Source organism: Acidipropionibacterium virtanenii, assembly GCF_003325455.1.
GTDB classification, from domain to species: Bacteria; Actinomycetota; Actinomycetes; order Propionibacteriales; family Propionibacteriaceae; genus Acidipropionibacterium; species Acidipropionibacterium virtanenii.
The window spans coordinates 2,096,263-2,119,757 of the sequence record NZ_CP025198.1 but is presented as its reverse complement, the minus strand read 5'-3'; the positions used below and the strand labels follow the sequence as shown (position 1 = coordinate 2,119,757).

Annotated in this window: 22 protein-coding genes; 8 read left to right on the top strand and 14 right to left on the bottom strand. The window is 68.7% G+C overall.

What is annotated here, in order from left to right:
* Positions 1–13 precede the first annotated feature (13 nt).
* The 3 genes from JS278_RS09780 to JS278_RS09765 form a co-directional block, all read right to left on the bottom strand.
* A complete protein-coding gene (locus JS278_RS09780; protein ID WP_114045006.1) occupies positions 14–328 on the bottom strand; it encodes a type II toxin-antitoxin system PemK/MazF family toxin in 315 nt (104 codons plus the stop codon).
* Complete coding sequence (locus JS278_RS09775; protein WP_114045005.1) at positions 325–567, bottom strand: hypothetical protein; 243 nt, start codon at positions 565–567, stop codon at positions 325–327. The genes JS278_RS09780 and JS278_RS09775 overlap by 4 nt, the downstream gene beginning before the upstream one ends.
* A 166-nt stretch (positions 568–733) precedes the next feature.
* The gene (locus JS278_RS09765) at positions 734–1,318 is read right to left on the bottom strand and encodes a DinB family protein (protein WP_114045004.1); all 585 of its coding nucleotides are present in this window, start codon (positions 1,316–1,318) and stop codon (positions 734–736) included.
* Positions 1,319–1,393: 75 nt separating this feature from the next.
* Here JS278_RS09765 and JS278_RS09760 point away from each other — a divergent pair, with 75 nt between their 5' ends.
* Positions 1,394–2,392 (top strand): o-succinylbenzoate synthase, encoded by a 999-nt coding sequence (locus tag JS278_RS09760; RefSeq protein WP_114045003.1) that lies wholly within the window; start codon positions 1,394–1,396, stop codon positions 2,390–2,392.
* A complete protein-coding gene (gene menD / locus JS278_RS09755; protein WP_114045002.1) occupies positions 2,385–3,977 on the top strand; it encodes a 2-succinyl-5-enolpyruvyl-6-hydroxy-3-cyclohexene-1-carboxylic-acid synthase in 1,593 nt (530 codons plus the stop codon). The genes JS278_RS09760 and menD overlap by 8 nt, the downstream gene beginning before the upstream one ends.
* A 132-nt stretch (positions 3,978–4,109) precedes the next feature.
* On the opposite strand, the gene JS278_RS09750 is transcribed toward menD, so the two are convergent.
* The 4 genes from JS278_RS09750 to JS278_RS09735 all read right to left on the bottom strand — a co-directional run bounded on the left by JS278_RS09750 (position 4,110) and on the right by JS278_RS09735 (position 8,225).
* Complete coding sequence (locus JS278_RS09750) at positions 4,110–5,321, bottom strand: isochorismate synthase (RefSeq protein ID WP_181833900.1); 1,212 nt, start codon at positions 5,319–5,321, stop codon at positions 4,110–4,112.
* Positions 5,322–5,412: 91 nt separating this feature from the next.
* The gene (locus JS278_RS09745; RefSeq protein ID WP_114045001.1) at positions 5,413–6,633 is read right to left on the bottom strand and encodes an AMP-binding protein; all 1,221 of its coding nucleotides are present in this window, start codon (positions 6,631–6,633) and stop codon (positions 5,413–5,415) included.
* 10 nt (positions 6,634–6,643) lie between these two features.
* Positions 6,644–7,573: a 1,4-dihydroxy-2-naphthoyl-CoA synthase gene (locus tag JS278_RS09740; RefSeq protein WP_245935306.1), complete on the bottom strand. Its 930-nt coding sequence runs from the start codon at positions 7,571–7,573 to the stop codon at positions 6,644–6,646.
* Positions 7,574–7,646: 73 nt separating this feature from the next.
* Positions 7,647–8,225: a rhomboid family intramembrane serine protease gene (locus JS278_RS09735; RefSeq protein WP_114046246.1), complete on the bottom strand. Its 579-nt coding sequence runs from the start codon at positions 8,223–8,225 to the stop codon at positions 7,647–7,649.
* A 269-nt stretch (positions 8,226–8,494) separates the two neighbouring features.
* Here JS278_RS09735 and acs (JS278_RS09730) point away from each other — a divergent pair, with 269 nt between their 5' ends.
* Together acs (JS278_RS09730) and acs (JS278_RS09725) are read left to right on the top strand one after the other, a co-directional pair.
* On the top strand, positions 8,495–10,387 hold the full coding sequence (gene acs, locus JS278_RS09730; RefSeq protein WP_114044999.1) for an acetate--CoA ligase: 1,893 nt from the start codon (positions 8,495–8,497) through the stop codon (positions 10,385–10,387).
* 72 nt (positions 10,388–10,459) lie between these two features.
* Positions 10,460–12,349 carry an acetate--CoA ligase gene (gene acs / locus JS278_RS09725; RefSeq protein WP_114044998.1) on the top strand — a complete coding sequence of 630 codons (1,890 nt, stop codon included), beginning with the start codon at positions 10,460–10,462 and terminating at the stop codon, positions 12,347–12,349.
* Positions 12,350–12,417: 68 nt separating this feature from the next.
* Here acs (JS278_RS09725) and JS278_RS09720 read toward each other — a convergent pair whose 3' ends face one another.
* Genes JS278_RS09720 through JS278_RS09710 form a run of 3 tightly spaced genes read right to left on the bottom strand, consistent with a single transcriptional unit; the run spans position 12,418 to position 15,634 of the window.
* The gene (locus tag JS278_RS09720) at positions 12,418–14,019 is read right to left on the bottom strand and encodes an ABC transporter permease (RefSeq protein ID WP_114044997.1); all 1,602 of its coding nucleotides are present in this window, start codon (positions 14,017–14,019) and stop codon (positions 12,418–12,420) included.
* The gene (locus tag JS278_RS09715; RefSeq protein WP_114044996.1) at positions 14,016–14,981 is read right to left on the bottom strand and encodes an ABC transporter ATP-binding protein; all 966 of its coding nucleotides are present in this window, start codon (positions 14,979–14,981) and stop codon (positions 14,016–14,018) included. Before JS278_RS09715 ends, JS278_RS09720 begins: the two co-directional genes overlap by 4 nt.
* Positions 14,982–14,998: 17 nt before the next feature.
* A complete protein-coding gene (locus JS278_RS09710; RefSeq protein ID WP_181833693.1) occupies positions 14,999–15,634 on the bottom strand; it encodes a TetR/AcrR family transcriptional regulator in 636 nt (211 codons plus the stop codon).
* Between the two features lie 179 nt (positions 15,635–15,813).
* Between JS278_RS09710 and JS278_RS09705 the strand changes: the two genes are divergently transcribed.
* On the top strand, positions 15,814–17,151 hold the full coding sequence (locus JS278_RS09705) for an MFS transporter (RefSeq protein ID WP_114044994.1): 1,338 nt from the start codon (positions 15,814–15,816) through the stop codon (positions 17,149–17,151).
* On the opposite strand, the gene JS278_RS16785 is transcribed toward JS278_RS09705, so the two are convergent.
* The 4 genes from JS278_RS16785 to JS278_RS09685 are packed head-to-tail and all read right to left on the bottom strand — an operon-like array spanning position 17,046 to position 20,550.
* Positions 17,046–17,402, bottom strand: a complete 357-nt coding sequence (locus JS278_RS16785; protein ID WP_425451504.1) for a hypothetical protein — start codon at positions 17,400–17,402, stop codon at positions 17,046–17,048. The two genes, JS278_RS09705 and JS278_RS16785, sit on opposite strands and share 106 nt — an antisense overlap.
* A gap of 39 nt (positions 17,403–17,441) precedes the next feature.
* Positions 17,442–18,302, bottom strand: coding sequence for a carbohydrate ABC transporter permease (locus JS278_RS09695; RefSeq protein WP_114046245.1), 861 nt, complete (start codon positions 18,300–18,302; stop codon positions 17,442–17,444).
* Positions 18,299–19,258, bottom strand: coding sequence for a carbohydrate ABC transporter permease (locus JS278_RS09690; protein WP_114044992.1), 960 nt, complete (start codon positions 19,256–19,258; stop codon positions 18,299–18,301). Before JS278_RS09690 ends, JS278_RS09695 begins: the two co-directional genes overlap by 4 nt.
* Positions 19,255–20,550 carry an ABC transporter substrate-binding protein gene (locus JS278_RS09685; RefSeq protein ID WP_114044991.1) on the bottom strand — a complete coding sequence of 432 codons (1,296 nt, stop codon included), beginning with the start codon at positions 20,548–20,550 and terminating at the stop codon, positions 19,255–19,257. The genes JS278_RS09690 and JS278_RS09685 overlap by 4 nt, the downstream gene beginning before the upstream one ends.
* 24 nt (positions 20,551–20,574) lie before the next feature.
* Here JS278_RS09685 and hemW point away from each other — a divergent pair, with 24 nt between their 5' ends.
* The 3 genes from hemW to JS278_RS09670 are packed head-to-tail and all read left to right on the top strand — an operon-like array spanning position 20,575 to position 23,436.
* Positions 20,575–21,768 carry a radical SAM family heme chaperone HemW gene (gene hemW, locus JS278_RS09680; RefSeq protein WP_245935075.1) on the top strand — a complete coding sequence of 398 codons (1,194 nt, stop codon included), beginning with the start codon at positions 20,575–20,577 and terminating at the stop codon, positions 21,766–21,768.
* A gap of 22 nt (positions 21,769–21,790) precedes the next feature.
* Positions 21,791–22,648: a DUF3097 domain-containing protein gene (locus JS278_RS09675; protein WP_181833692.1), complete on the top strand. Its 858-nt coding sequence runs from the start codon at positions 21,791–21,793 to the stop codon at positions 22,646–22,648.
* Positions 22,645–23,436, top strand: a complete 792-nt coding sequence (locus tag JS278_RS09670; protein WP_114044988.1) for an inositol monophosphatase family protein — start codon at positions 22,645–22,647, stop codon at positions 23,434–23,436. The genes JS278_RS09675 and JS278_RS09670 overlap by 4 nt, the downstream gene beginning before the upstream one ends.
* Positions 23,437–23,495: the final 59 nt, after the last annotated feature.

The following is a 23,495-nucleotide window of genomic DNA, read 5'->3' as shown; positions in this document are numbered from 1 at the left end:
TGCTCATCATTGATCAGCTGATGAGAGGGAGGTCCAGGTCGAAGGCGACGACGAGCGCCGCGGCCAGCGCCCTTTCCTGCTGATCGGTGAACCATCCGATCTGGCGGCCAAGATTCGTCGTGGAGATCGTGGCGATGTTGTCACAGCTCACGACGCAGTCGTGGTCCAGGCCGTTCGCCGGACCCACCGGCACCTCGGTCGACAGTCCTTTGACAGTCGATGTGATGGGTGCCACGGTCACCTTCGACATGGCCGGGCGCGCGAGGTCCCGGGTGAGGACGAGGACCGGGCGTGTCTTCTCGATGCGGGCGAGATGGATCGGCCTCATGACTCCGGATCCTCGTCCATGGTGAAATGCTCCGCAGTCCAGGACACGAAACCGTCCAGGTCGTCGTTCGGATTCTCCCGGAGGATCTGTGCATCGCGTTCGGCCGCGGCGCGGCGAAACTCTCGTTCGAGGGCGTGGGAGACGACGGCGGCACGACTGGGCGCCGCGCCGCCGCTCACCTGGGAATCGACCCATGAGACGACGTCGTCGGGAAGGCGGACCGCGATCTGAGTAGTCATACCAAAATGGTACCAATACCGGATTCAGTCGAGGCAGAGCTCGTTGCCCTCGGGGACCTTCTGGACGTACAGCCGCGGCCCGGGAGGATATAGCCGAGCACCTCGGCCCAGAATCTGGACACGGCGATCGGGTCGTGGGTGTCGAAGGTCACCTGGAACGCTCTGCTCATGACGCGCTCTGCGTGCCGATGGTGTGGAGGTGGAGGTCGCGCAGCAGGCAGACCTCGGAGAGATGGTGAATGACCTCCCGGTTGATGTGGAGCACCAGCTCGGCCATCGGATGATCGGCCCATGCCCCCTCACCGGGGCCGCAGGGAGCCCAGAGCTCGTCCTCGCCCATCGCCGCGACGCCGTCCGTCCAGCGCTGGTACTCCCGCTCCAGCTGCGCCAGCGCCTCGTCGGCGGTCGGCGCGTACTCGAACGAGTCGTAGGTGACCTGCTCGTGGCCGAAGTGCAGGCCGTTGCGCGCCCCGAGCACCCCGACGATCACATGGCCCAGCCGCCAGGCGATGGTGGTGAACGGGGCGGGGGAGGGTTCGGGGAACGCGAAGTCGATCGTCATCTCCCCCGACCCGGCCTGCATCTGGGCGGTGCCGGTGCCGCGCGGGCGCACGCTCCAGCAGTCGGCGACGGGCTCCCAGAAGTACTCCTCGTCGGTCAGGCCGGTCAGCCGTGCGTGCAGCTGATTGTCCCAGTGCCATCGCAGCTGTGCGGCGAGCTGTTCGGGCCAGGATCTCGATGCGGTGGTCATGTTGGTGCCTTCCTCTCGTCGTGGGGACCACTGTGCCAGTGATTGCGGCACGGTGATCCGTCCTACGATGGCGCCGTGACACTGATCCTCCACCGGCTCCCCGTACCCGCACGTCTGGTCGACAGGGGGATCGACGACCTGCTGGTCTACCGCGTGCCGCTCACCGTCCGGTTCCGTCGCATCGACGTCCGCGACGGTCTGCTGCTCCACGGCCCGGCCGGCTGGGGGGAGACCTCGCCGTTCTGGGACTACGACGCCGCCGAGTCCTCGGCCTGGCTGCGGGCCGGCCTCGAGGGGGCGACGTCGTCGCTTCCGGACCCGCTGCGCGACCGCATCCCGGTCAACGCCACCGTCCCCGTCGTCGATCCCGGGCAGGCGCACCGCATCGTCGCCTCCTCGGGGTGCGCCACGGCCAAGGTGAAGGTCGCCGATCCGCGCTCCCGGCTGTCGGCGGACTGCGCGCGCCTCGAGGCGGTCCGCGACGCCCTCGGCCCGGACGGCCGCATCAGGATCGACGCCAACGCGGCCTGGACGGTCGATGAGGCCGTCGCGGCGATCGGTGAGCTCCGCCGCGCCGCCGGGGAGCTGGAGTACGCCGAGCAGCCCTGCCCGAGCGTCGCCGACCTGGCCGCGGTGAGGCGCCGCGTCGACGTGCCCATCGCCGCCGACGAGTCGGTGCGCCGCGCCGAGGACCCCCTGGCGGTGGCCCGTGCCGGGGCCGCAGATCTCATCATCGTCAAGGCCCAGCCCCTGGGCGGGGTGCGGCGGGCCCTGCGCGTCGTCGAGGAGGCCGGGCTGCCCGCCATCGTCTCCTCGGCCCTGGACACCGGCGTCGGCATCGGCCTGGCGGCCCACCTGGCGGCAGCCCTGCCACGGCTCGACCACGCCTGCGGACTGGCCACCACCCGGCTGTTCACCGGCGACGTCACCGAGGCCTCGATCACACCCGAGAACGGCTCCATCCCGGTGCGACGGGCCGAGGTTGACACGTCCGGTGTGCAGACCGGCGACGAGGAGCTGTGCGCCCGCTGGGCCGCCCGACTGGCGGAGATGATGGAGGCCCTCGATGCCTGAGGCAGAATCCGCCCAGCGATCCCGCCGCCTGGTGAGGGCACTGGTGGCCCAAGGGCTGCGCGAGGTCGTGTACTGCCCCGGCTCCCGCGACGCCCCCCTGGGCTACGCGCTCGCCGCGGCCGAAAAGGCCGGCTGGCTGCGCGTCCATGTGCGCATCGACGAGCGTTCGGCCGCCTTCACAGCCCTGGGACTGTCACGAGCCTCGGTGCTGGCCGACGACCGGGCCCCTGCCGCCGTCGTCACCACATCGGGTACCGCGGTCGCGAACCTCCATCCTGCCGTTCTGGAGGCCGATGCCAGTGGCATCCCGTTGCTGGTGCTCACCGCGGACAGACCCCACGAGATGTGGCACACCGGCGCCAACCAGACCACCCTGCAGTCCAACATCTACGGCCGGGCCGCGCGGTTCTCGGCGACGATCCCCGCCGAGTACCCATCCGATTCCCGGCTGACGGGGCTCATCAGCCGTGCCTTCGCCACAGCATCGGGAACCCTCACCCAGGATCCCGGGCCGGTGCATCTCGACGTGTGCTTCCGGGACCCCCTCGTCCCGGTCGATCACCCGGCCCCGGGCCCGTTGCCGGAACCGACCGGCATCCACGTGTCGGGTAGCACGGCGGGCGGAGGGCGTTTGACGCTGCCGGCCCGCGGCGTCGTGGTCGCCGGAGACGGCGCCGGCCTGCTGGCCGCCCGGCTGGCGGAGCGGGCCGGATGGCCGCTGCTGGCCGAGCCCACCTCCGGGGCCCGGCTGGGCCCCAACGCCGTCACCGATTACCAGCGTCTTCTCGGTACCGGCCTGACTGATGAGATCCGAGCCGTTCTGGTGCTCGGACACCCCACCCTCTCCCGGCCGGTCTCCCGGCTGCTGACCGGTGCCACCGCCGAGATCACCGTCATCACCGACTCGCCGCGGTGGGCCGATGTGGCCGGCCGCGCGACGATCATGACGCCCCCCGAGGAGGTGGCCTGTCCAGAGCCGCGGGACCCCTCCTGGCTGGAGCGATGGAAGGACGCGGATCGGGACGGCGAAGAACCCACCGCCAAGGACCGCGCCTGCGCTCTGATCTGGGACGAGGGCTGCCGGCAGGGCGTCGACCCGCAGACCCCGGCGCTGATGATCGGGGCCTCGGCGGTCATCCGCTCCTTCGACCGTCATGCCGTCCCCCGCGCGCGGACCCCCATCGCCGTCGCCAACCGCGGCCTGGCGGGCATCGACGGCACCGTGTCGACGGCCGTCGGGCTGGCCGCAGGACTCCGACGACCGGTGCGCGTCGTGGTGGGGGACCTCACCGCGGCCCATGACGCCACCGGCCTGATGACCGGAAGACTCGAGGACGAGCCCGACCTCCAGGTGATCGTCCTCAACGATTCCGGCGGTGCGATCTTCGGCGGCCTGGAGCACGGCAGCGCGCCCAGACCCGTTCTGGAACGGTTCTTCCTCACCCCTCAGGTGCTGGACGTGGGGCACCTTGCCGCGGCTCTCGGGGCCGGCTTCAGCAAGGTCGACGTCGATGACCTTCCGGAACTGCTGGCCCGTCCGATCCGCGGGCGCAGCATCATCGAGGTGCCCCTGCCGACGCTGTGACCGGATGACCTGCGACGCATACCCGACCGGTGGGGGGTGCCGCCCGGTGGTGCAGGGGTGTCTCCCGGCCTGCGGCGCAGACGGGATTCGATGCGGACCTACCGCCCGGGGGATTGAAGGGGGTCGTCCCCCTCATAGCGAATGAAGGAACGCCTCCATCTTGGCGCCCGTCTCCAGCCACTCCTTGGCCGGATCCGAGGACGGCATGATGCCCGCCCCGGCGAACACCTTCACGTTGCGCGAGCCGGGTGCGAACTGGCCGCAGCGCAGCGCGATGCCCCATTGCCCCGAGCCGTCGGCCGTCATCCAGCCGACAGGGCCGGAGAACCGTCCACGGTCGAGTTCCTCGACCCGGTCGATGACCCGGTAGGCCTCCTCGCGGGGAGTGCCGCAGACGGCGGCGGTGGGGTGAAGAGCGTCCACTATGCGCGCCGCGGAGAAGTGTGCCGCACCGGTGCCGCCGGCCTGGGCGGTGATGTCGGTGGCCAGGTGGGTGACATTGGGGAGTCTCAGCAGGAACGGCCCGTCGACCCGGGGGAGGACGCCGTCGGACTCCAGCACCTGCGTCACCGAGGCGACCGCGAGCTCGTGCTCGCGCTGCTCCTTGGGATCGCTGAGAAGCTCCTCGGACCAGGCCGGCTTTCGGGTGCCGGCCAGCACCCGGCTGCGTAACCGGCCGGCCCGCAGGTCGACCAGCAGTTCGGGTGTGGCCCCGACCAGTCCGTCGTGGGCGTAGGTCCAGCAGCCGGTGAATCTGGACGCCAGTGCCGTGGCCACCGCCATCTGGTCCATCGGGTGCGAGGCTGACAGCTCCAGAGCGCGGGCCAGCACCACTTTCTGCATCCGGGGGTCGGCGTCCAGAGCGGCAACCGCTGACTCCACGGCGGTGCGCCAGGCATCCTCGGCCCCGGGCTGTGGGATTTCAGTGAGCACGGCCGGCAGGGCCTCGCGACCGGCGGCGGGGTGAGGCATCGGCGCGTCGGGGCTCGACAGCACCTCGGTCGGCCGGCCCTTGGCCCTGCGGATGAGGGTCACCGCGGGTACCACCAGGTCCCCGGTCTGCTCGCGGGCGAACGGGAAGGAGCCGAGTGCGACGGGATCTGCGTCCGTGTGCCGAGCCCACTGTCGGAAGGCCTCCCATGAGGTGAGGACGCCGCCGGCGCTCGATCCGGTGAACCGGGCGGCCGCCCCCCAGCCCAGGATGCAAGGGGCGTCGTCGGCATCGGGGGCCACCCACACCCGGGGGCGCTCGATCCCGGCGGGCAGGAGGCCCGCCACCCGGACGAGCCAGGCGGACCCGTCGAGATCCGCCAGGCCGGTTGAGCCGGACAGGTCCCTGCTGATGAGGGGCGGGAGGTCAGGAACGGGCACGATCCCCGATTCTATGGCGGTCGCGCGGGAGGTCCGTGCCGGGAGGGCCGGAGCGGGCGTCGGTTCAGTCACGGCACCAGGCCGAGCCCGTGTCTCGCGCCTGCCGGGCGGCTCGAACGGCGGCGACCCGGTCCACCTTGCCGGAGGCGAGCATCGGCACCGCACCAACCGTGACGACGACGCGCGGCGCATGGGTGCGCGGCAGCTGTTCGGCCACCGCCTCGCGAAGGGCCGAAGCGTCGCTCCAGGAGGCCGAGGGCACGACGACCGCCGTGACCACCCGGCCCCAGCGCGAATCCTCCAGCCCGACCACGGTGGCCTGCTCGACCATTTCGGTGGCGCGCACCGCGGCAGCCACCTGCGAGGCGTTGACCTTGAGCCCGCCGGTGATGATGACGTCGTCGATCCGCCCGTCGACGACCAGCCGGTCTCCCTCCCGGTGACCGAGGTCGCTGGTGGCCAGCCAGCGGATCCCGTCCTCGACGGTGATCCCGAGGTCGCCGTCCAGATAGCCGCTCATGACCATCGGCCCGCCGAGCCACACCCTGCCCGACGTCTCCGTCGAACCCGGTCCTTCCCCGACGGCGATCCGCGTCCCCGCCAGGGGAACACCGTCGTAGACGCAGCCCCCGCAGGTCTCGCTCATCCCGTAGGTGAGCAGCACCGGGACCGACGCGGCCCGGGCGCGGTCGATCAGTGCCGGGTCGGCGGCGGCACCTCCGACCAGAACCGATGTGCAGCCGGTCAGGGCCTCAGCGGCGCGAGGATCGGCCAGGGCGTCGACCAGCTGGGTGGGCACCACAGACACATGCACCCGATCGTCGCGGGTGAGCGCCGACTCGATGCCGTCGGCGAGGTCACCGGCGGAGAATGAGCCGGCGAGGACCTGCGGGGTGGTGCCGGCCAGGACGGAGCGGGCCACCACCTGGAGTCCCGCGATGTGATGGGGAGGCAGCGCCAGCACCCAGGTTCCCGGCCCTCCGGTCCGCTCGTCGGTGGCGTGGATCGAGGCCCGCAGCTGGTCGGCCGACAGGCCGACCATCCGGCCGTGGCCGGTGGTCGAGCCGGAGGTCCGCACAATGAGCCGGACGTCGTCCAGGTCGCGGACCGCCCTCTTCTCGACGTCGGTCACCACGGCAGGGGGCATCTCGTCGCCTCCGACCGGTACCAGAACCGAGGTCGTGGAGCCCGAGAACAGGACGTCGAGGCGTCCCATCAGCCAGGCGACGTCCTCGTCGGAGCGCTCCACCCGCACCACGCGGGCGTTGGACAGTGGATTCACCATCTCAGGCCGATCAGTAGTAGTAGGGGAAGGACGACCAGTCGGGGGACCGGTGCTCCAGGAAGGCGTCGCGCCCCTCCTGGGCCTCCTCGGTCATATAGGCCAGCCGGGTGGCCTCCCCGGCGAAGGCCTGCTGGCCCGCGATGCCGTCGTCGACCATGTTGAAGGCGTACTTGAGCATCCGGATCGCCTGGGGGGAGCGTCGGGCCACCGACAGGCCCATCTCGATCGCGGTGGTCTCCAGGTCGGCGTGGCCGACCGCCCGGTTGACCACCCCCCAGCGCTCGGCCTGCTCGGCGTCGTAGGTGTCTGCCAGGAAGAAGACCTCGCGGGCCCTCTTGTCGCCGATCTGGCGGGCCAGCAGCGCCGATCCGTAACCGGCGTCGAAGGAGCCGACGTTGGCGTCGACCTGTTTGAACCGGGCGTGCTCGCGGCTGGCGACGGCCAGGTCGGCGACCACCATGAGGGAATGGCCGCCACCGGTGGTCCAGCCGGGGATCGCCGCGATGATCGGCTTGGGGGTGGCGCGCATCAGCCTCTGCACCTCCAGGATGTGGAGGCGTCCCAGCCGTCCCGCGGCGAGTCGCTTGTGGCGGGCGTCGGTGGGCAGCGCCTCGTCGCCGGCGGCCTCGTCGGTCTCGTACTGGTACCCCGCCGCTCCCCGGATCCGCTGGTCCCCCCCGGAGCAGAAGGAGTACCCGCCGTCACGGGGCGAGGGACCGTTGCCGGTGAGGATGACCGCAGCCACATCGGCCGAGCACCGAGCGTGGTCCAGGGTCCGGTAGAGCTCGTCGACGGTGTGGGGCCGGAATGCGTTACGGATCGCGGGCCGGTCGAAGGCGATGCGCACCACCGGAAGTTCCTCATCGGCGGGGACGCCGTCGTCGGCTCCCCGGGAGATGAGCCGGTGGTAGGTCATGTCGGTCAGGGGGCTGCCGGGCAGATCGGCGTCGCGCCAGCGATCCGGATCGAAGGTGTCTGAGACGAAGGGCAGGCTGCTCACGCCCGCGAAGCTATCACCAGCTCGCCCCGGCCGGCCGTTCGGCGAGGGCCTGTCTGCGGGACCTGCGCTGCTCGCGTTCGCGGCGGGTCAGCAGCCATGCGGCCAGCACGCCGCCGATCGCGCCTCCGAGGTGTCCCTGCCAGGAGATGCCGGTGGCGCCGGGCAGGATGCCCCACAGCACTCCTCCGTAGACGAGAAAGACGATGACTGCGAGCACGACGTCGCCGATGCTGCGGGTGAACACTCCCTTGACCAGCAGGAAGGTCAGCCAGCCGAAGATGATTCCCGAGGCGCCGAGGGTGACTGTCCCGGGCCCGGACCCCAGCCAGGCGGCAAGACCGGAGCACACCGTGATGACCAGTCCGGACGCCACCCAGGTGCGGGTCGAGTCGACAAGCACCAGCCAGCCCAGGACCAGCAGCGGAATCGTGTTGCCGGCCAGGTGGGCCCAGCCGTGATGGAGCCACGGGGCGGTGAAGATCTGCCAGAGGCCCTGCAGACTCCAGGAGTGGATGCCGAGACTGTCCAGAGCACCGCCGGCAATGGTGTCGATCACCTCCAGCAGCCACATCAGGCCGACCACGCCGGCCATCACCAGGGCCGAACGTCCGGCCGGGTTCGTGGTCGTGGGAAGTCCGCGACGACGCGGTTGCAGCTCGCTCATACTGTCCAGTGTGCGCGATCACTCGGAGCACCGGCCCCTGAGCGGGCCCTGAATCTCTGCGTCACTCCGACACGCGGCGACGATGTCACGCTGTCGGCGAACTTCTTTTGTGAATTACTTCACATCCACCTGTCGACTGTGCTTTCCTCGATGACATCACATGATGCGAAGTCCACGTGGCCGGTCAAGGAGGACCCATGACGAGTGAGCAGCAGGAAGTGTTCGAACCGCCCGCCGAGATCATCGACGACGCCTGGGTGAAGGACTGGAAGGCCATCGAGGCCGAGGCCACCGCCGATCCCCGAGCCTACTGGGAGGCCCGGGCCAACGAGCTCGAGTGGTCGGCACCCTGGGAGAAGGTGCTCGACGAGTCCGGTGCACCGTTCTACAAGTGGTTCACCGGGGCCAGGACCAATATCGTCACCAACGCCGTAGACCGGCACCTGCGCACGGCCCGGCGCAACAAGCTGGCGCTCATCTGGGTGGGGGAGGACACCTCGAGGGTGCGGACCTTCTCCTATTTCGCGCTCAACCGCGAGATCGACCGGTGGGCCAACATCCTGCTGGCCATGGGCGTGGAGAAGGGCGACATCGTCACGATCTACCTGCCCCGCATACCCGAGATCGTCTTCGCGATGCTGGCCTGCGCCAAGATCGGCGCGATCCACTCGGTGATCTTCGCCGGATACTCCGCCGAGGCCCTCAACGCCCGCATCGACGATTCGGAGTCGAAGCTGGTGATCACCGCCGACGGCTCCTGGGTGAACGGGAAGGTCTTCCCGCTCAAGGACATCGTCGACGACGCGGTGAAGTTCTCCCCGAGCGTCGAGAACGTCGTGGTGGTGCGCAACACCCGCAGCGACGTCTCGATGGACACGGTGCGCGACCACTGGTTCGAGGACCTGATCAAGCTGCCCATCGCCAAGGGCCACTGCGAGACCGTCCAGGTGGACTCCGAGGATCCCCTCTTCATCCTCTACACATCCGGTTCCACCGGGAAGCCGAAGGCCATCCTGCACACCCACGGCGGGTATCAGGTCGGCACCTACACGACCCTGAAGTACTCCTTCGACATCAAGGAGTCCGACCGGTGGTGGTGCACCGCCGATCCGGGCTGGGTCACCGGCCACTCCTACCTGGTCTACGGCCCACTGCTCAACGGTGCCACCGTCTTCATGTCCGAGGGCAGCCCGACCTATCCCTACCCCGACGTCTTCTGGCAGCTCGTCGAGTACTACGGGATCAGCGCCCTCTACACCGCTCCGACGGCCATCCGCACCCTGATGCGCTTCGGTGACGCCTGGGTGAACCGGCACGACCTGTCGAGCCTGCGGCTGCTCGGCTCGGTCGGCGAGCCGATCAATCCCGAGGCCTGGCGCTGGTTCCACCACGTGGTGGGCAAGGACCGCTGCCCGATCATCGACACCTGGTGGCAGACCGAGACCGGGATGTTCCAGATCACCACCGTGCCGACCATGCCCCAGAAACCCGGATCGGCGGGCCGGCCGGTCTTCGGTCAGGAGGCCGCCATCCTCGACGAGGCGGGCCACGAGGTGCCGGACGGCACCGAGGGCTTCCTGGTGCTGAAGAACCCCTGGCCGGCCATGATGCGCACGCTCTACAAGGACCCCGACCGCTATGTCAGCACCTACTGGGAGAAGTACCCGGGGGTCTACCTCACCGGGGACGCCGCCAAACGCGACGAGGACGGCTACATCTGGGTGATCGGGCGCACCGATGACGTCATCAAGGTGTCCGGGCACCGGCTCGGCACCGCGGAGGTGGAGTCGGCCCTGGCCTCCCACCCGGCTGTCGCGGAGGCCGCCGCGATCGGCCTGCCCCACGAGGTGAAGGGCAATGCGATCCACTGCGCGGTGATCCTCAACCAGGGCTACGAGCCCAGCAAGGAGCTCGAGGAGTCGCTGCGACAGCACGTCGCCGAGACCCTTTCGCCGATCGCAAAGCCCGACGGCTTCGACTTCCCCGAGAAGCTGCCCAAGACCCGGTCGGGCAAGATCATGCGCCGCGTCCTGAGGGCCCGGGCGCTGGGCCAGGACGAGGGCGACCTGTCGACTCTGGAGAACGAGTGACCACCGGTTCCCGGCCGGCTCGTCCGGCCGATCCGCTCATCAGCTATCACGCATTCGCAACGAGGAGGACGCATGACCGATGACAACGCCCTGATCCGCCCGCCCCAGGAGGTGCTGGACGAGGCCAATGTCCAGGACTGGGAGGGACTGCTGGCCACCGCGGGTGCCGACCCGGTCGCCTTCTGGGAGCAGGAGGCCGCCGAACTCGAATGGTCGAAGCCCTGGGAGAAGGTGCTCGACGACTCACAGGCCCCCTTCTACCACTGGTTCACCGGGGCCAGGACCAATATCGTCACCAACGCCGTCGACCGTCATCTGACCACCGCTCGGCGCAACAAGCTGGCGCTCATCTGGGTGGGGGAGGACACCTCGAAGGTGCGGACCTTCTCCTACTTCTCGCTCAACCGCGAGGTCGAGCAGATGGCCAACATCCTGCGCTCGATGGGTGTGGAGAAGGGCGACGTCGTCACCATCTACCTGCCGCGAATCCCGGAGATCTACTTCGCGATGCTGGCCTGTGCCAAGATCGGTGCGATCCACTCGGTGGTCTTCGCCGGATATTCCTCGGAGGCCCTCAACGCCCGCATCGACGACTCGGAGTCGAAGTTGGTGATCACCGTCGACGGGTCGTGGATCAACGGTTCGGTGTTCCCGATGAAGCAGATCGTCGACGACGCGGTGAAGTTCTCCCCGAGCGTCGAGAACGTCATCGTGGTGCGCAACACCGGCACCGAGGTGACGATGGATCCCACCCGTGACCACTGGTACCACGAACTCGCCCGGCTGCCGATCGCCCAGGGCCACTGCGAGACGGTGCAGGTCGACGCCGAGGATCCGCTGTTCATCCTCTACACCTCGGGATCGACCGGCAAGCCGAAGGCGGCCGTGCACACCCACGGCGGCTATCAGGTGCACCTGTCCTCGACGATGAAGAACTGTCTGGACATCCACGAGGCGGACCGGTGGTGGTGTACCGCCGATCCGGGCTGGATCACCGGCACCTCCTACGTCATCTACGCACCGCTGATCCGGGGCGCCACCGCCTTCATGGCGGAGGGCAGCCCGGTCTACCCGTATCCGGACGTCTGGTGGCAGTTGGTGGAGCGCTACGGCATCAACGGCATGTTCACCGCTCCCACGGCGATCCGTACCCTGATGCGCTTCGGGGACGCCTGGGTCACCAAGCATGACACCTCGAGCCTACGAATCCTGGTGAGCGCCGGGGAGCCGCTCAACCCGGAGGCCTGGCGCTGGTTCCATGACGTCGTCGGGCAACGGCGGTGCGCGGTCATCGACAACTGGTGGCAGACCGAGACCGGCGCGATGCAGGTGACGAGCCTGCCCGCGATGCCCAAGAAACCCGGCTCGGCCGGCAAGCCGATCCCCGGTCAGGCGGTGGCCGTACTCGACGAGGAGGGCCATGAGGTGCCGCCGGGCACCGACGGCTTCCTGGTGCTGAAGAATCCGTGGCCCTCGATGCTGCGGACCCTGTTCAAGGAGCCGGAGCGCTATGTGGAGACCTACTGGTCGAAGTACCCGGGGTACTACCTCACCGGGGACTCGGCGCGCGTCGACGAGGACGGCTATGTGTGGATCATCGGTCGCACCGACGACGTCATCAAGGTCTCGGGCCATCGCATCGGCACCGCCGAGGTGGAGGCCGCGGTGAACTCGCACCCGGCGGTCGCAGAGTGCGCGGCGATCGGCCTGCCGCACGAGGTCAAGGGCAATGCGATCCACGTCGTGGCGGTGCTGGCCAACGGCTATGAGGGATCCAGGGAGCTGGTCGGCGACATCCGCTCCCACGTCTCGGAGCATCTGTCGCCGATCGCCAAGCCCGAGGCCGTCGAGTTCGTCGACAAGTTGCCCAAGACCCGCTCGGGCAAGATCATGCGCCGGGTGCTGAGGGCCCGGGCGCTGGGCCAGGACGAGGGGGACCTGTCCACCCTGGAGAACGACTGAGAGTCGACGGTGCCCGGTCACCTCCAGGTGACCGGGCGCCGCTGCGTCCTCAGGCGGGAATGCTGTCCTCAGGCGGGAATGTCGCGCCGCCGGTATCCGGCCAGGCCGAGGGCGACAAGAGCTGCCGCGATCCCCGTCTCGACGAGGAACGGCGTCCAGCTCATGGTGTCGCGGGGCAGATGGGACAGATACCCCCAGGGCTGGAGTTTCACCATCCAGCCGGGCAGGCTGATGATCGCCGAGAACCAGGTGGTGAACAGGGTCCAGCCGATGACCGCCCAGGCCAGCCCGAACAGCCGCGGCCACCATCCCACCAGCAGCAGCGCGACTCCGCAGACGAGCAGCAGACCGGGGGACAGTGCCGTTGCAGAGCGGACGTACTGACCGACCAGAGCCCAGTCCGAGGCGGATCGGGCGCGCGGCACGGCCAGCAGGGCGCCGACTCCGGTCATCACGGCGAGCGGTGCGAGCACCGCCCACAGCAGATGGGAGCCGACCACCCGCCAGCGAGTCGTCGAGGCGGCGAGAAGTGGTTCGATCCGGCCGCGCGCCTCCTCGGAGTGGAGGCGTCCGATGACGGATACCACCATGACGGCGGCCACACCGGAGAGGATGCCGAGCATGGTGACGAAGAAGGACACCATGAAGTCGTCGGATCCTCCGATGTGCTCCAGATAGCTCGACAGGTCGGCGTTGCCGGCCAGCGAGGTGCCCGTCTGGGCGATGATCGACCCGGTTCCCGCGGCCGCCACCAGCAGGCCGACGGCCCAGCCTGCCAACCCATTGCGCTGAAGCCGCCAGGACAGACCGAGGGGGCCGCCGAGATAGCCGGCGGCACGGGCCGGACCCGGCCGTGCCGATCGCAGTCCGGCGCCGTGGTCGCGGACCGACTCCAGTCTCAGTGCCAGCCCGGCAAGCATGACGAACAGCCCGACGGGCAGCAGCGCCGCCCACCAGCGCTCGCCGGCCCACGGCCGGATGAGCAGCCCCCACTCCAGCGGTACCGCCCATCGCAGTCCGGCATGGGCCTCGCCGGCCCCGTCGATCATCATGCGCAGCAGGAACATGCCGCCGAAGACGACACCGAGAGTCCAGGCGCGGGCGCTGCGGGCGGTCTCGAAGACCTGCGACAGCACGGCTCCGAAGCCGGCCATCACCAGCCCGCAGGCCGCCACGGCGAGCCCTCCGGCCCACGAACCGCGCAGCCCCAGCCCGGTGGCGATGCACACCAGGGCGGTGGCGAGTCCGGCGGCCAGGGAGCCGAGTGCCGATTCCAGCAGTCCGGACATCAGCGGCGCATGGCGGCCGATGGCCCCGGCCCGCACCAGTTCGAGCCGTCCGTTCTCCTCCTCGGCGCGGGTGGCGCGGACGATGGCGAAGCCGGTCATCATCCCGGCGAACATCGCCGTGAACCCGCCGACCCGCCAGAAGGTGAACCCGCCCTTCGTCCACGGGTTGAAGGCGGGGCCGAGCAGGGCCTGCATCGACGGGTTGGCGACCAGCGGCCCCAGCGCCGTACGGGGATCGGTGCCGGCCGGCACCAGATCGTCGTACTTGACGGCGTTGAGCGGTGGCAAGGAGGCCAGCAGGACGACCCAGCAGATCCAGAAGACGCGGTCGCGTCGCAGGCCGGCGCGCAGCGAGGTGCCGGTGCCGATGAGGGTGCTCATCGTGTCGCCTTCTCGGGCAGTGCGTGGCGCGCGCCGCGGCGTCGTGCAGAATCCTGCTGCTCTGCGGAGTCCTGCCCCGTGCCGCCGTAGTGGCGCAGGAAGAGCTCCTCGAGGCTGGGCGGGGTCGAGGTGAGCGAGCGCACCCCGCACCGGGTGAGCTCGGCCAGCAGTGCGGGCAGGCCGGTGGTCTCGACGTGGGCGCGCACGGTCGTCCGGTCGATGACGACGTCGTGGACCCCGTCGATGTTCTCCAGTCCGATCGGCGCCCGGTCCACCTCCGCGGCGACATCGAGCCGGTGGAGGCGCTGCAGCTGCGCCATGGTGCCGGTCTCGACGATTCGTCCGGTCTTGATGATGGAGACCGAGTCGCACAGCTCCTCGACCTCCGACAGGATGTGGCTGGACAGCAGCACCGTGCGACCGCGCCGGACCTGCTCGCGGATCACCTCGGTGAAGACGTGCTCCATGAGCGGGTCCAGGCCGGAGGTCGGTTCGTCGAGGAGCAGCAGTTCCGCGTCGCCGGACAGGGCGGCGATGAGGGCGACCTTCTGACGGTTGCCCTTGGAGTAGGCACGGGCCTTGCGGCGCGGATCGAGTTCGAATCGCTCGATGAGCTCGTCGCGACGGGCCCGGTCCAGGCCTCCCCGGGAGCGTCCGAGCAGATCGATGGTCTGCCCGCCGGTGAGGTTGGGCCACAGGTCCACCTCGCCGGGCACGTAGGCCAGCCGGCGGTGAAGCCGGGCGGCCTGCGACCACGGGTCGCCGCCCAGCAGCCGGACGGAGCCGGAGTCGGCCCGCAGCAGCCCGAGCAGCACCCTGATGGTGGTGGACTTTCCGGCCCCGTTGGGTCCGAGGAAGCCTCTCACGCCGCCCTGGGGCACCGTGAGTTCGAGCCCGTCGAGGGCCCGGACCTTTCCGAATGTCTTGACGAGATCGTGGATCTCGATGACGTTGTCGTTCATTCCGACTCCTTAGCCGGTCATCCTGTCGTGGGGTGGATGACACTTCGCAGCAGGGAGGCGTAGGACTCGGTGAAGACGCCGGTGCTCAGGAGTTCGATGACCACCGAGCTGTACCGCCGCATCACCTCCGGGTCGTCGAGGCGCTCGCCGCCGAGGCGGCGGGCGAACAGGTCGCCGAGCACCAGGACGCCGATGCTCCAGGTCGTCATCAGTGCGATGGCGGCCTGTCTGTCCTCGGGCAGGACGAGCATCCCGGCGTCCGCGGCGCGGGTGACCATCTCCTCGCTGTAGGAGCAGAACAGGTCGTAGGCCTGCTGGGCCGTCTCGCCGCCTGCCCGCAGTTCCTGCACGAGGTAGTTGGCCACCGTCCAGAGCTCCGGGTTGTCATCCAGGAAGGACTGCAGGCTGGGCATCGGCCCGGACTCCTGCAGGTAGACGCTCTTCTGCCTGAAGACCTCCAGCGCGTGGGCGTCGCAGGCCTCCTTGAGCTCCTTCTTGCTGCCGAAGTGGTGAATGACAAGTCCGGGGGAGACGCCGGCGCGTGAGGCGATCTGGCGGATCGTCGTCCTGTCGAAGCCCTGCTGACCGAACAATTCCAGAGCCGCCAGGCGGATGCGCGCCCGGGGCAGGAGATCAGCAGTGTTTGAACTCACGTTCAATATGTTGAACGTGAGTTCAGTCAATGTCAAGAGCAGGGGTTCAGGCAGTGATCGCAGCCGCTCCGCATCTGCTCCGAGGGCGGTGAGCAGAGGATTGGGATGTGAGACGCGAATCCACACTGTGACGGCGATCCGGCACACTGTGGCGGTCGGACCCATCAAGGAGAACCCACATGACCACACTGGCGTCGGAGCAGGTCTCACAGTCGAGGCCGACTCCTCCGCGCGAGATGCGCAGGATCGCACTGGCCGGGGCCTTCGGCACCGGTATCGAGCTCTACGACTTCCTCATCTTCGGACTGGCCTCCGGCCTCGTCTTCCCCCATCTGTTCTTTCCGCAGTCGGATCCGCTGATGGGTTCCCTGCAGTCCTTCATGGCCTTCGGCGCCGGGTTCGTCTCCCGGCCTCTGGGCGGCATCATCTTCGGCCACTTCGGCGACCGGGTCTCACGCAAGACCATGCTCGTCATCACGTTGCTGGCCACCGGTTCCTGCACCGTCTGCATGGGCCTGTTGCCGACCTACGGCACCGTCGGCGCATGGGCTCCGGTGCTGCTGGTGAGCCTGCGGGTCCTCCAGGGCGTCTTCATGGGCGGCGAGCAGAGCGGGGCCTTCATCATGGTCACCGAGCACGCCCCGGCCGGTCGCAAGGCGGTTCTCGGGGCCGCGGTGACGGCGGGTTCGCCGATCGGCAGCCTGCTGGGCATCGGCGCCTTCCAGATCGTCGCCCTGACCACCGGCGACGCCTTCGCCCAGTGGGGCTGGAGGATCCCCTTCCTGGCCTCGGCCGTCCTCATCGGCATCGGCCTGTGGGTGCGGATCGGGATGAGCGAGAGCCCGGAATTCCAGACGATGCAGGCGGAGTCGCGGACGAAGAAGGTCCCGCTGGCCGGGGTCTTCGCCCACTCCCTGCCCTTCCTGATCGCCGGCATCCTGGTGAATCTGGGCTTCAACCAGTTCATCTTCATCGTCAACTCCTTCACCACCTCCTACGCCGCCAAGACCATCGGCTTCGCCCAGGGCGACGTCCTGCTGTCGGGCCTGGCGGGTTCGGGAGGCATGCTCATCGCCGTCTTCGTGGCCGGCCGGCTCGCCGACAGGTTCGGGCTGGTGCGGATCATGGGTATCGGCGCCCTGTTCCAGGTGATCTGGGCCTTTCCCTACTTCTGGCTCGTCAACACCGGTTCGGTGCCCGCCCTCTACCTGGCCGTCATTGGCGCCTATGTGGGGCTCAGCTTCGTCTTCGGGCCGATGGCCGCCTACTACGTGAACCTGTTCAGGCCCGAGCACCGGTACTCGGGGGTCGCCTTCTCCTACAACCTGGGAGCGGTGCTCGGAGGCGGCCTGTCGCCCTCCATCGCCACCGCCCTGCTGCGATACTTCGGCGACTCGTCGGGGGTCTCGGTCTACGTGGCGGTCGGCGGTCTGCTCACCCTCGCGGGGCTGCTCACCAGCGCCCGGCATGTCCGGGCCCGGGAGCGCAGCCAGAGGCTGGACGCCGGGCTGGACTGAGCCGGAAGCGGGTTTCGGGGGCCGGCGAACCGAGGCGATGAGGGAATCCCGCTGGCCATCGCCTCCATCACCACCGGACTCGCCGCCCCGGCCCGCCGATGCAGTGCTCCGGAGACGCTCCCGTAGAACCGCGTCGCCGAGGTCAGACGGAGTTCCGAGGCCATCCGCTTCAGCAGCGGTTTGTCGGGTCCGGTGCCGACAACATGAAGAGTGGCGTCCGGATCTGTCTGATGGAACTGCGCGAAGGCCAGCAGCGCCGTGTCGGCGCCCTTCTCCGGGGACAGGGACCGTCAGTCCAGACCCGAGGTCGTCATCCCCTGGACGAGGTAGCGCTGCAGGAACAGGAAGACCAGGACCACCGGGATGATCGCCACCAGTGCCCCGGCGAACAGCTGGGCGTAGTCGACCCCCTGGCTGGTCATGAATCGGCTCAGCGTCAGCTGGACGGTGCGGGTGCTGTCGCGGGCGACCAGCAGCGGCCACAGGAAGGCGTTCCAGGCGCCGATGAAGGTGATGGTGGAGACCGCCGCCACGATTCCCATGGAGTTCGGCAGCACCACCCGCCACATCACCGTCCACGGATTGGCCCCGTCGAGCTCGGCCGCCTCCTCCAGCTCACGGGGGAAGCTGAGCAGGGACTGGCGGAACAGGTAGGTGGCGAAGGCCGAGAACATCACGGGGATGATGAGGCCGCGGTAGGAGTCGATCCAACCGAACTGGCTGGTCATGATGAAGCTCGGCACGAAGGTCACCGCGGTGGGCACCATCAGGGTCAGCACGGTGAGCTTGAGGATCACCCCGGCAGCCCTGTTGCTGAACCGTGCGAGACCGTAGCCGGCCATGAAGCTCACGATCACCGTGAGCGCCGTCTGGCCGATCGACTGGATCGCCGAATGGCCCATGGCCGATAGCAGCCCCAGGTCGGAGTCGGTGAACAGCGCGCTGATGACGTCGGGGCTCAGATTGTCGGGCAGCCACTTCCACCGGGGCGACACGAATCCCTGGTCGGAGGTGAACGCGTTGCGGAAGATGACGTAGAAGGGCAGCAGGCAGATCGCCGCAAGGAGTGCCAGCAGCACCAGTTTCAGGGTGTGGGCGGCGCGCCCTCCGCGACCGCGCACCATCCGTGCCGAGGCGTTCTGCTCGCTCATGACCTGCTCCGATCCGCCCGGGTGACCCACCAGTTCTGCAGCACCCCGAAGAGGACGATGACGGCGGTGAGGATCATGGTGCCCGCACCGCCCAGCCCCAGGTCCTGCTGGGAGCCGCCGACGCTGATCATGTAGAGGTGGACCAGTGGCGGCCGGGCGTAGGGCGGGTAGGACCCGGCCGTCGACATCATGTTGTAGAACTCGTCGAAGGCCTGGAAGGCGCCGATGAGCAGCAGCATGAGCACCGCCGCGCTGGTGGCGCGCAACTGCGGCAGGGTGACGTACCGCAGCCGGCGCCAGCCCGAGGCGCCGTCGATGGCGGCCGCCTCATAGGTGTCGGTGGGGATCTGATTGAGGCCGGCGATGAGCAGGATCATGTAGTAGCCCACCTGGAGCCACAGCCTCAGCGTGACCAGAGCCACCCAGTACCAGTTGTTCGTCCCGCCCAACCAGTCGACGTCGTCGAATCCGAGCCTGCGCAGCAGCGAGTTGATGAACCCGAACCGGGCCCCGTTGAAGAAGGACAGCCGCCAGACCATGGCCGCCACCACGTACGAACAGGCGGTGGGAATGAAGAAGACCGAACGGAAGAAGGCCCGGAACCGGCCCACATTGTCCAGCATCAGGGCCAGCGCCAGCGAGCAGGCGTAGGTCAGCGGCACGATGACGGCCGCGAAGACGATGAATGTGAGCATCGAGTCGCGGAACAGCTGATCGCCCAGCAGGTACTCATAATTGGCCAGGCCGACGAATCTCGTCGGCCTGATGGTCGCCCGGGCGTCGAAGAACGACAGGTAGGCGCTCCAGACGATCGGGATGTAGACGAAGACCAGCAGCCCCACCAGGAACGGCGTGACGAACACCGCGAACCACAGATTGCGCCCCTGACGGCCGCGGATCCGTTGCCAGACAGAGCGCCCGTCACCGCTCCCGGTGAGGTCTGCCGGCGTACTCACTTCTTGATGCGCTTCAGCTCGCTCCGGGCGGTCTTCTGCACCGAGGCGAACTCCTTCTTGGCATCGGCCTTCTTCTTGACGACGTTGGTGACCGCCGCGTTGAAGGCGTCGCCGATGGTGGAGGTCCACAGCAGCTCGGAGGCGTGACCCATCTTGTCGACGAATTCGGCAGCCTCCTTACCGGCTCCCGAGGAGATCTGCGAGGCCTTGGAGACCAGGTCGGTGCGCGAGGGGATGTGGGTGCCGTAGGAGTTGGCGAAGTCGACCTGCTTGTCGGTCTGGTCGACCCACAGCCACTTGTTGAACTTCTTGGCCCCCTCCACATTGGAGCCGGCCCCCTTGGCGGCCACGCAGGAACCGTAGGCGCCGAAGACCACGGCCTGGCGGCCCTTGTCGCCGAAGGCGGGGAAGGGCAGGACGCCGAAGTCGTCGCCCCACTTCTTCTTGACGTCGTTCAGGGCCCACAGGCCGGTCCACTGCATCGCGGTCTCCCCGTTGACGAACGGGGATCCGTCGAACCAGTCCTTCGAGGCACTGGTGAGCAGGCCCCCGGAGGTGGAGAAGTCCCGGTACGCGTTGACCGCGTCGAAGAAGTTGGACTCCATGAAGCCCAGGTCGGTGCCCTCGTCGTTGAGCTGCTCGAAGCCCGCGCTCCAGATGAGGAAGTTGCCCAGCACGCCCAGGCCGCCGTCATTTCCGGCGAAGAAGCCGCCCATGTCGGAGGTCTTGACGGCCTTGGCCGCCTTCACCAGATCGGCGAAGGTCTTCGGCGGATCCACCTTGGCCTTCTCCAGCACGGACTTGCGGTAGTAGAGCAGCTGCATGTCGAGGACCTGCGGGATGGCCCAGATCTTGCCGTTGTAGGTCATCCTGTCCAGCACGGGCTTGGAGAACTTGTCCTTGTCGTCGCCGATGACCTCGGTGAGATCGACAACCTGGCCCTGCTGGATCATGTCGAGGGTGGCGCCGTTCTCGGACTCGAAGACGTCGGGGATGCCGTTGCCCGACAGGAGGGTGGTGGCCAGCAGCTTCATGTAGTCGGTGCCCGGATTCCACTTCACCGTGACCGAGGCGTCCTTGTAGGCCTTGGCATAGCGGTTCACCGCCTCCTGGACGCCCTTCTCGCCGTACTCGTGGTACCACTGGATGAGCTTTCCGGATCCTCCGGAGGCGGCCGCGCTCGAGCTGGATCCGGTGCTCACGCCACCGGAGTTGGAGCCGCAGGCTGAAAGGACGGCGGCCGCGGCAAGACCCGTGGCGGCCCCGAAGAAATGACGTCGGGAGAGGTTCATGAGGATGAGCTTAGGGCTGGCGCTGTGAGATTTCACCCATCGGACGCCGCCGGTCAGCCGCTGGCGGAACAGCCGTTCAGCGTGTACATCCACGTGCCGTTCTGCGCGGCCCGGTGCGGGTACTGCGACTTCAACACCTATGTGCTGGGCTCCATGGGGGCCGGCGCCGTCCAGACCTATCTGGACGCGGCCCATACCGAGATCGAGACGGCCTCCGCACAGTTCCCGGCACTCGGTCCGGCGCGCACCGTGTTCTTCGGGGGAGGGACGCCGACCATGCTGACCCCCGCCCAGCTCGGGGGGCTCATCGAGCATGTCCGGAACAGCTGGGGGATGACCGGCGACGCCGAGGTGACCACCGAGGCCAACCCGGAGACCCTGTCGACGCCGGTACTCGACGGCCTGCTGGAGGCCGGCGTCAACCGCCTGTCGATGGGCATGCAGTCCGCCGACCGGGGAGTGCTGAAGCTCCTGGACCGGGTCCACACCCCGGGCCGTGCCGTCGACATGGCCCGGCTGGCCCGCGAGCGGGGATTCGACGACATCTCCCTGGATCTCATCTTCGGCACCCCGGGGGAGAGCCTAGAGTCCTGGCGTCGCAGCCTGGAGACCGCCCTGGAGGCCGAGCCCGACCACATCTCCGCCTACTCCCTCATCGTGGAGGAGGGCACCCGGCTGGCAGCCCGGATTCGTCGCGGGGAGGTACCGATGACCGACGAGGACGACCTGGCCGACAAGTACCTGGCGGCCGAGGAGACCCTCACCGGCGCCGGCTTCGTCAACTACGAGGTGTCCAACTGGGCCCGGCCGGGCACCGGCCCGGACGGCGTCGTGGACCTGCACCGGGCCGAGCACAACATGGCCTACTGGCTGGGCGACGACTGGTGGGGGATCGGGCCGGGCGCCCACTCACATGTCGGCCAGGCCCGCTGGTGGAACGTCAAGCACCCGGCCCGGTACGCGGCTCTGTGCTCCGCCGGCGAGCTGCCGGTCGACGACGGGGAGGTGCTCGGACCCGAGGAGCGCCACGAGGAGACGGTGCTGCTGAGGCTGCGGCTGGCCGACGGGCTTCCTGTGGCGGAATTGCGGGAGGAGGAGGTTCCCCGTGCCGCCAAGGTCGTCACCGACGGGCTCGGTACCGAGACAGACGGTGTGCTCCGGCTGAATCTGGAAGGCCGGCTGCTGGCCGACCGGATCATCACCGAGCTGCTTGTCTGATCGTCCTAATAGGCTTGCGGGTATGACCGATCGTTACAGCAAGGACGTTCTGAGCCCCGGCTGGCAGCAGAAGGGGAAGAAGAAGAGCGTCGATGTGCCACTGCAGATCGACATGGTGGTGGAGGATCCCTCCACCGGCTACGTCGGCGCCGTGGTGGCCTGGGAGAACGGGGTGGTGATCCTGGAGGACCGGCGCGGCGCCAGGCGGGCCTTCCCGGTGGGTCCGGGATTCTGGATCGACGGCGAGCCGGTCAACCTGTGCATCCCGCCGCGCCAGGGCACCGCACAGCGCGCCCACACCGCGTCGGGATCCCTCAGCAGCCCCGAGCACGAGGCCGCCCGGGTGGCGCTGCCCAGCCGCATCTATGTGGAGGGCCGCCACGACGCCGAGCTGGTCGAGAAGATCTGGGGCGACGACCTGCGCCACGTCGGCGTCGTCGTGGAGTACATGGGCGGCATGGACGATCTGGTCGGGATCGTCGCAGAGTTCAGGCCCGGTCCCGGGCACCGGCTCGGCGTGCTCGTCGATCATCTGGTGGCCGGGACCAAGGAGTCACGGGTCGCCGCCCAGGTCGCCAAGGGCGGTTACGGGGAATACGTCATGATCACCGGCCACCGCTTCATCGATGTGTGGCAGGCCATCAGGCCCGAGCGGATCGGCCGCAAGGCCTGGCCGGAGGTGCCGATGGACGAGGACTTCAAGCTCGGAACCCTGAAGAGGCTCGGACTGCCCCACGAGGACCAGTCCGATGTCGGGAAGGCCTGGCAGGCGATGCTGGCGAGGGTCCGCGACTGGCACGATCTGGACCCCCGGTTCAACACCGAGATGGAGCGGCTCATCGACTTCGTCACCACGGATCACCTTGAGGACGCCGGATGAGCCGATTGAGCGGCGAGGCCGTCTCACAGATCATCCGCGACGTCGCCGAACGCATCATCGACCCCGCGTTCGGCACGCTGAGCACTGCCCAGATCCACCAGAAGACTCATCCGGGAGACCTCGTCACCGACATCGACCGGCGGGCGGAACGGGCTCTGAGTGCCGAGCTGGTAGCACGTGGAGGCGGTGTCGCGGTGGGGGAGGAGGCGGTCTTCGCCGATCCCGCGATCCTGTCGGGCCTGCCCGAGGCACCCCTGGCCTGGGTGATCGATCCCATCGACGGCACCGGCAATTTCATCAAGGCATCCGACGACCACGCCGTGATGGTCGCGGAAGTGCGCGCCGGCAGGGCGGTGCGCGGCTGGATCTTCCAGCCCAGGCGCGGTCACATGTACTTCGCCGAAGCCGGAGCCGGGACCTGGTGCGACGGCGAGCGCCTCTCCCGTGGCCCCTCCGGCGATCCGGTGGTGGCCGTCACAACCCACAAGGCCTTCCACCAGGCCCCGCAGCCCGCGTCGGGGCCGCGGCTGGAGTGGGGATGGTCGCGCTGGTGCTGCGGGGTGGATTATCCGCGGCTGTGTGCAGGTGAGGTCGACGCCACTGTCTACCTGCATTCCCATCCCTGGGACCACTTGGCCGGCGCATTGATGGTGCGTGAACTCGGTGGGGTGGTGCGGACCGCGTCGGGACGGGATTTCGGTGTCACGGAGATCCCGGGCGACCCGTTGATCGTGGCATCCGACGAGCGGGCCCATTCGGCAGTCGCGGGGGCCCTGAGGCGTCTGTGACCTCTGGCGGTCTCACCGCCTGCTGAGCGGCAACAGACCTTTTCGGGTAATTCCCCGGG

What these genes read in the sequence shown, in the direction of transcription:
- JS278_RS09780 (WP_114045006.1), bottom strand. Translation starts at nt 328, where the DNA reads ATGAGGCCGATCCATCTCGCCCGCATCGAGAAGACACGCCCGGTCCTC.
- JS278_RS09675 (WP_181833692.1), top strand. Translation starts at nt 21,791, where the DNA reads ATGACCGATCGTTACAGCAAGGACGTTCTGAGCCCCGGCTGGCAGCAG.
- JS278_RS09685 (WP_114044991.1), bottom strand. Translation starts at nt 20,550, where the DNA reads ATGAACCTCTCCCGACGTCATTTCTTCGGGGCCGCCACGGGTCTTGCC.
- JS278_RS09705 (WP_114044994.1), top strand. Translation starts at nt 15,814, where the DNA reads ATGACCACACTGGCGTCGGAGCAGGTCTCACAGTCGAGGCCGACTCCT.
- acs (WP_114044999.1), top strand. Translation starts at nt 8,495, where the DNA reads ATGACGAGTGAGCAGCAGGAAGTGTTCGAACCGCCCGCCGAGATCATC.
- JS278_RS09735 (WP_114046246.1), bottom strand. Translation starts at nt 8,225, where the DNA reads ATGGCCGGCGTGGTCGGCCTGATGTGGCTGCTGGAGGTGATCGACACC.
- JS278_RS09695 (WP_114046245.1), bottom strand. Translation starts at nt 18,302, where the DNA reads ATGAGCGAGCAGAACGCCTCGGCACGGATGGTGCGCGGTCGCGGAGGG.
- JS278_RS09670 (WP_114044988.1), top strand. Translation starts at nt 22,645, where the DNA reads ATGAGCCGATTGAGCGGCGAGGCCGTCTCACAGATCATCCGCGACGTC.
- JS278_RS09765 (WP_114045004.1), bottom strand. Translation starts at nt 1,318, where the DNA reads ATGACCACCGCATCGAGATCCTGGCCCGAACAGCTCGCCGCACAGCTG.
- acs (WP_114044998.1), top strand. Translation starts at nt 10,460, where the DNA reads ATGACCGATGACAACGCCCTGATCCGCCCGCCCCAGGAGGTGCTGGAC.
- menD (WP_114045002.1), top strand. Translation starts at nt 2,385, where the DNA reads ATGCCTGAGGCAGAATCCGCCCAGCGATCCCGCCGCCTGGTGAGGGCA.
- JS278_RS09720 (WP_114044997.1), bottom strand. Translation starts at nt 14,019, where the DNA reads ATGAGCACCCTCATCGGCACCGGCACCTCGCTGCGCGCCGGCCTGCGA.
- JS278_RS09715 (WP_114044996.1), bottom strand. Translation starts at nt 14,981, where the DNA reads ATGAACGACAACGTCATCGAGATCCACGATCTCGTCAAGACATTCGGA.
- JS278_RS09745 (WP_114045001.1), bottom strand. Translation starts at nt 6,633, where the DNA reads ATGGTGAATCCACTGTCCAACGCCCGCGTGGTGCGGGTGGAGCGCTCC.
- JS278_RS09775 (WP_114045005.1), bottom strand. Translation starts at nt 567, where the DNA reads ATGACTACTCAGATCGCGGTCCGCCTTCCCGACGACGTCGTCTCATGG.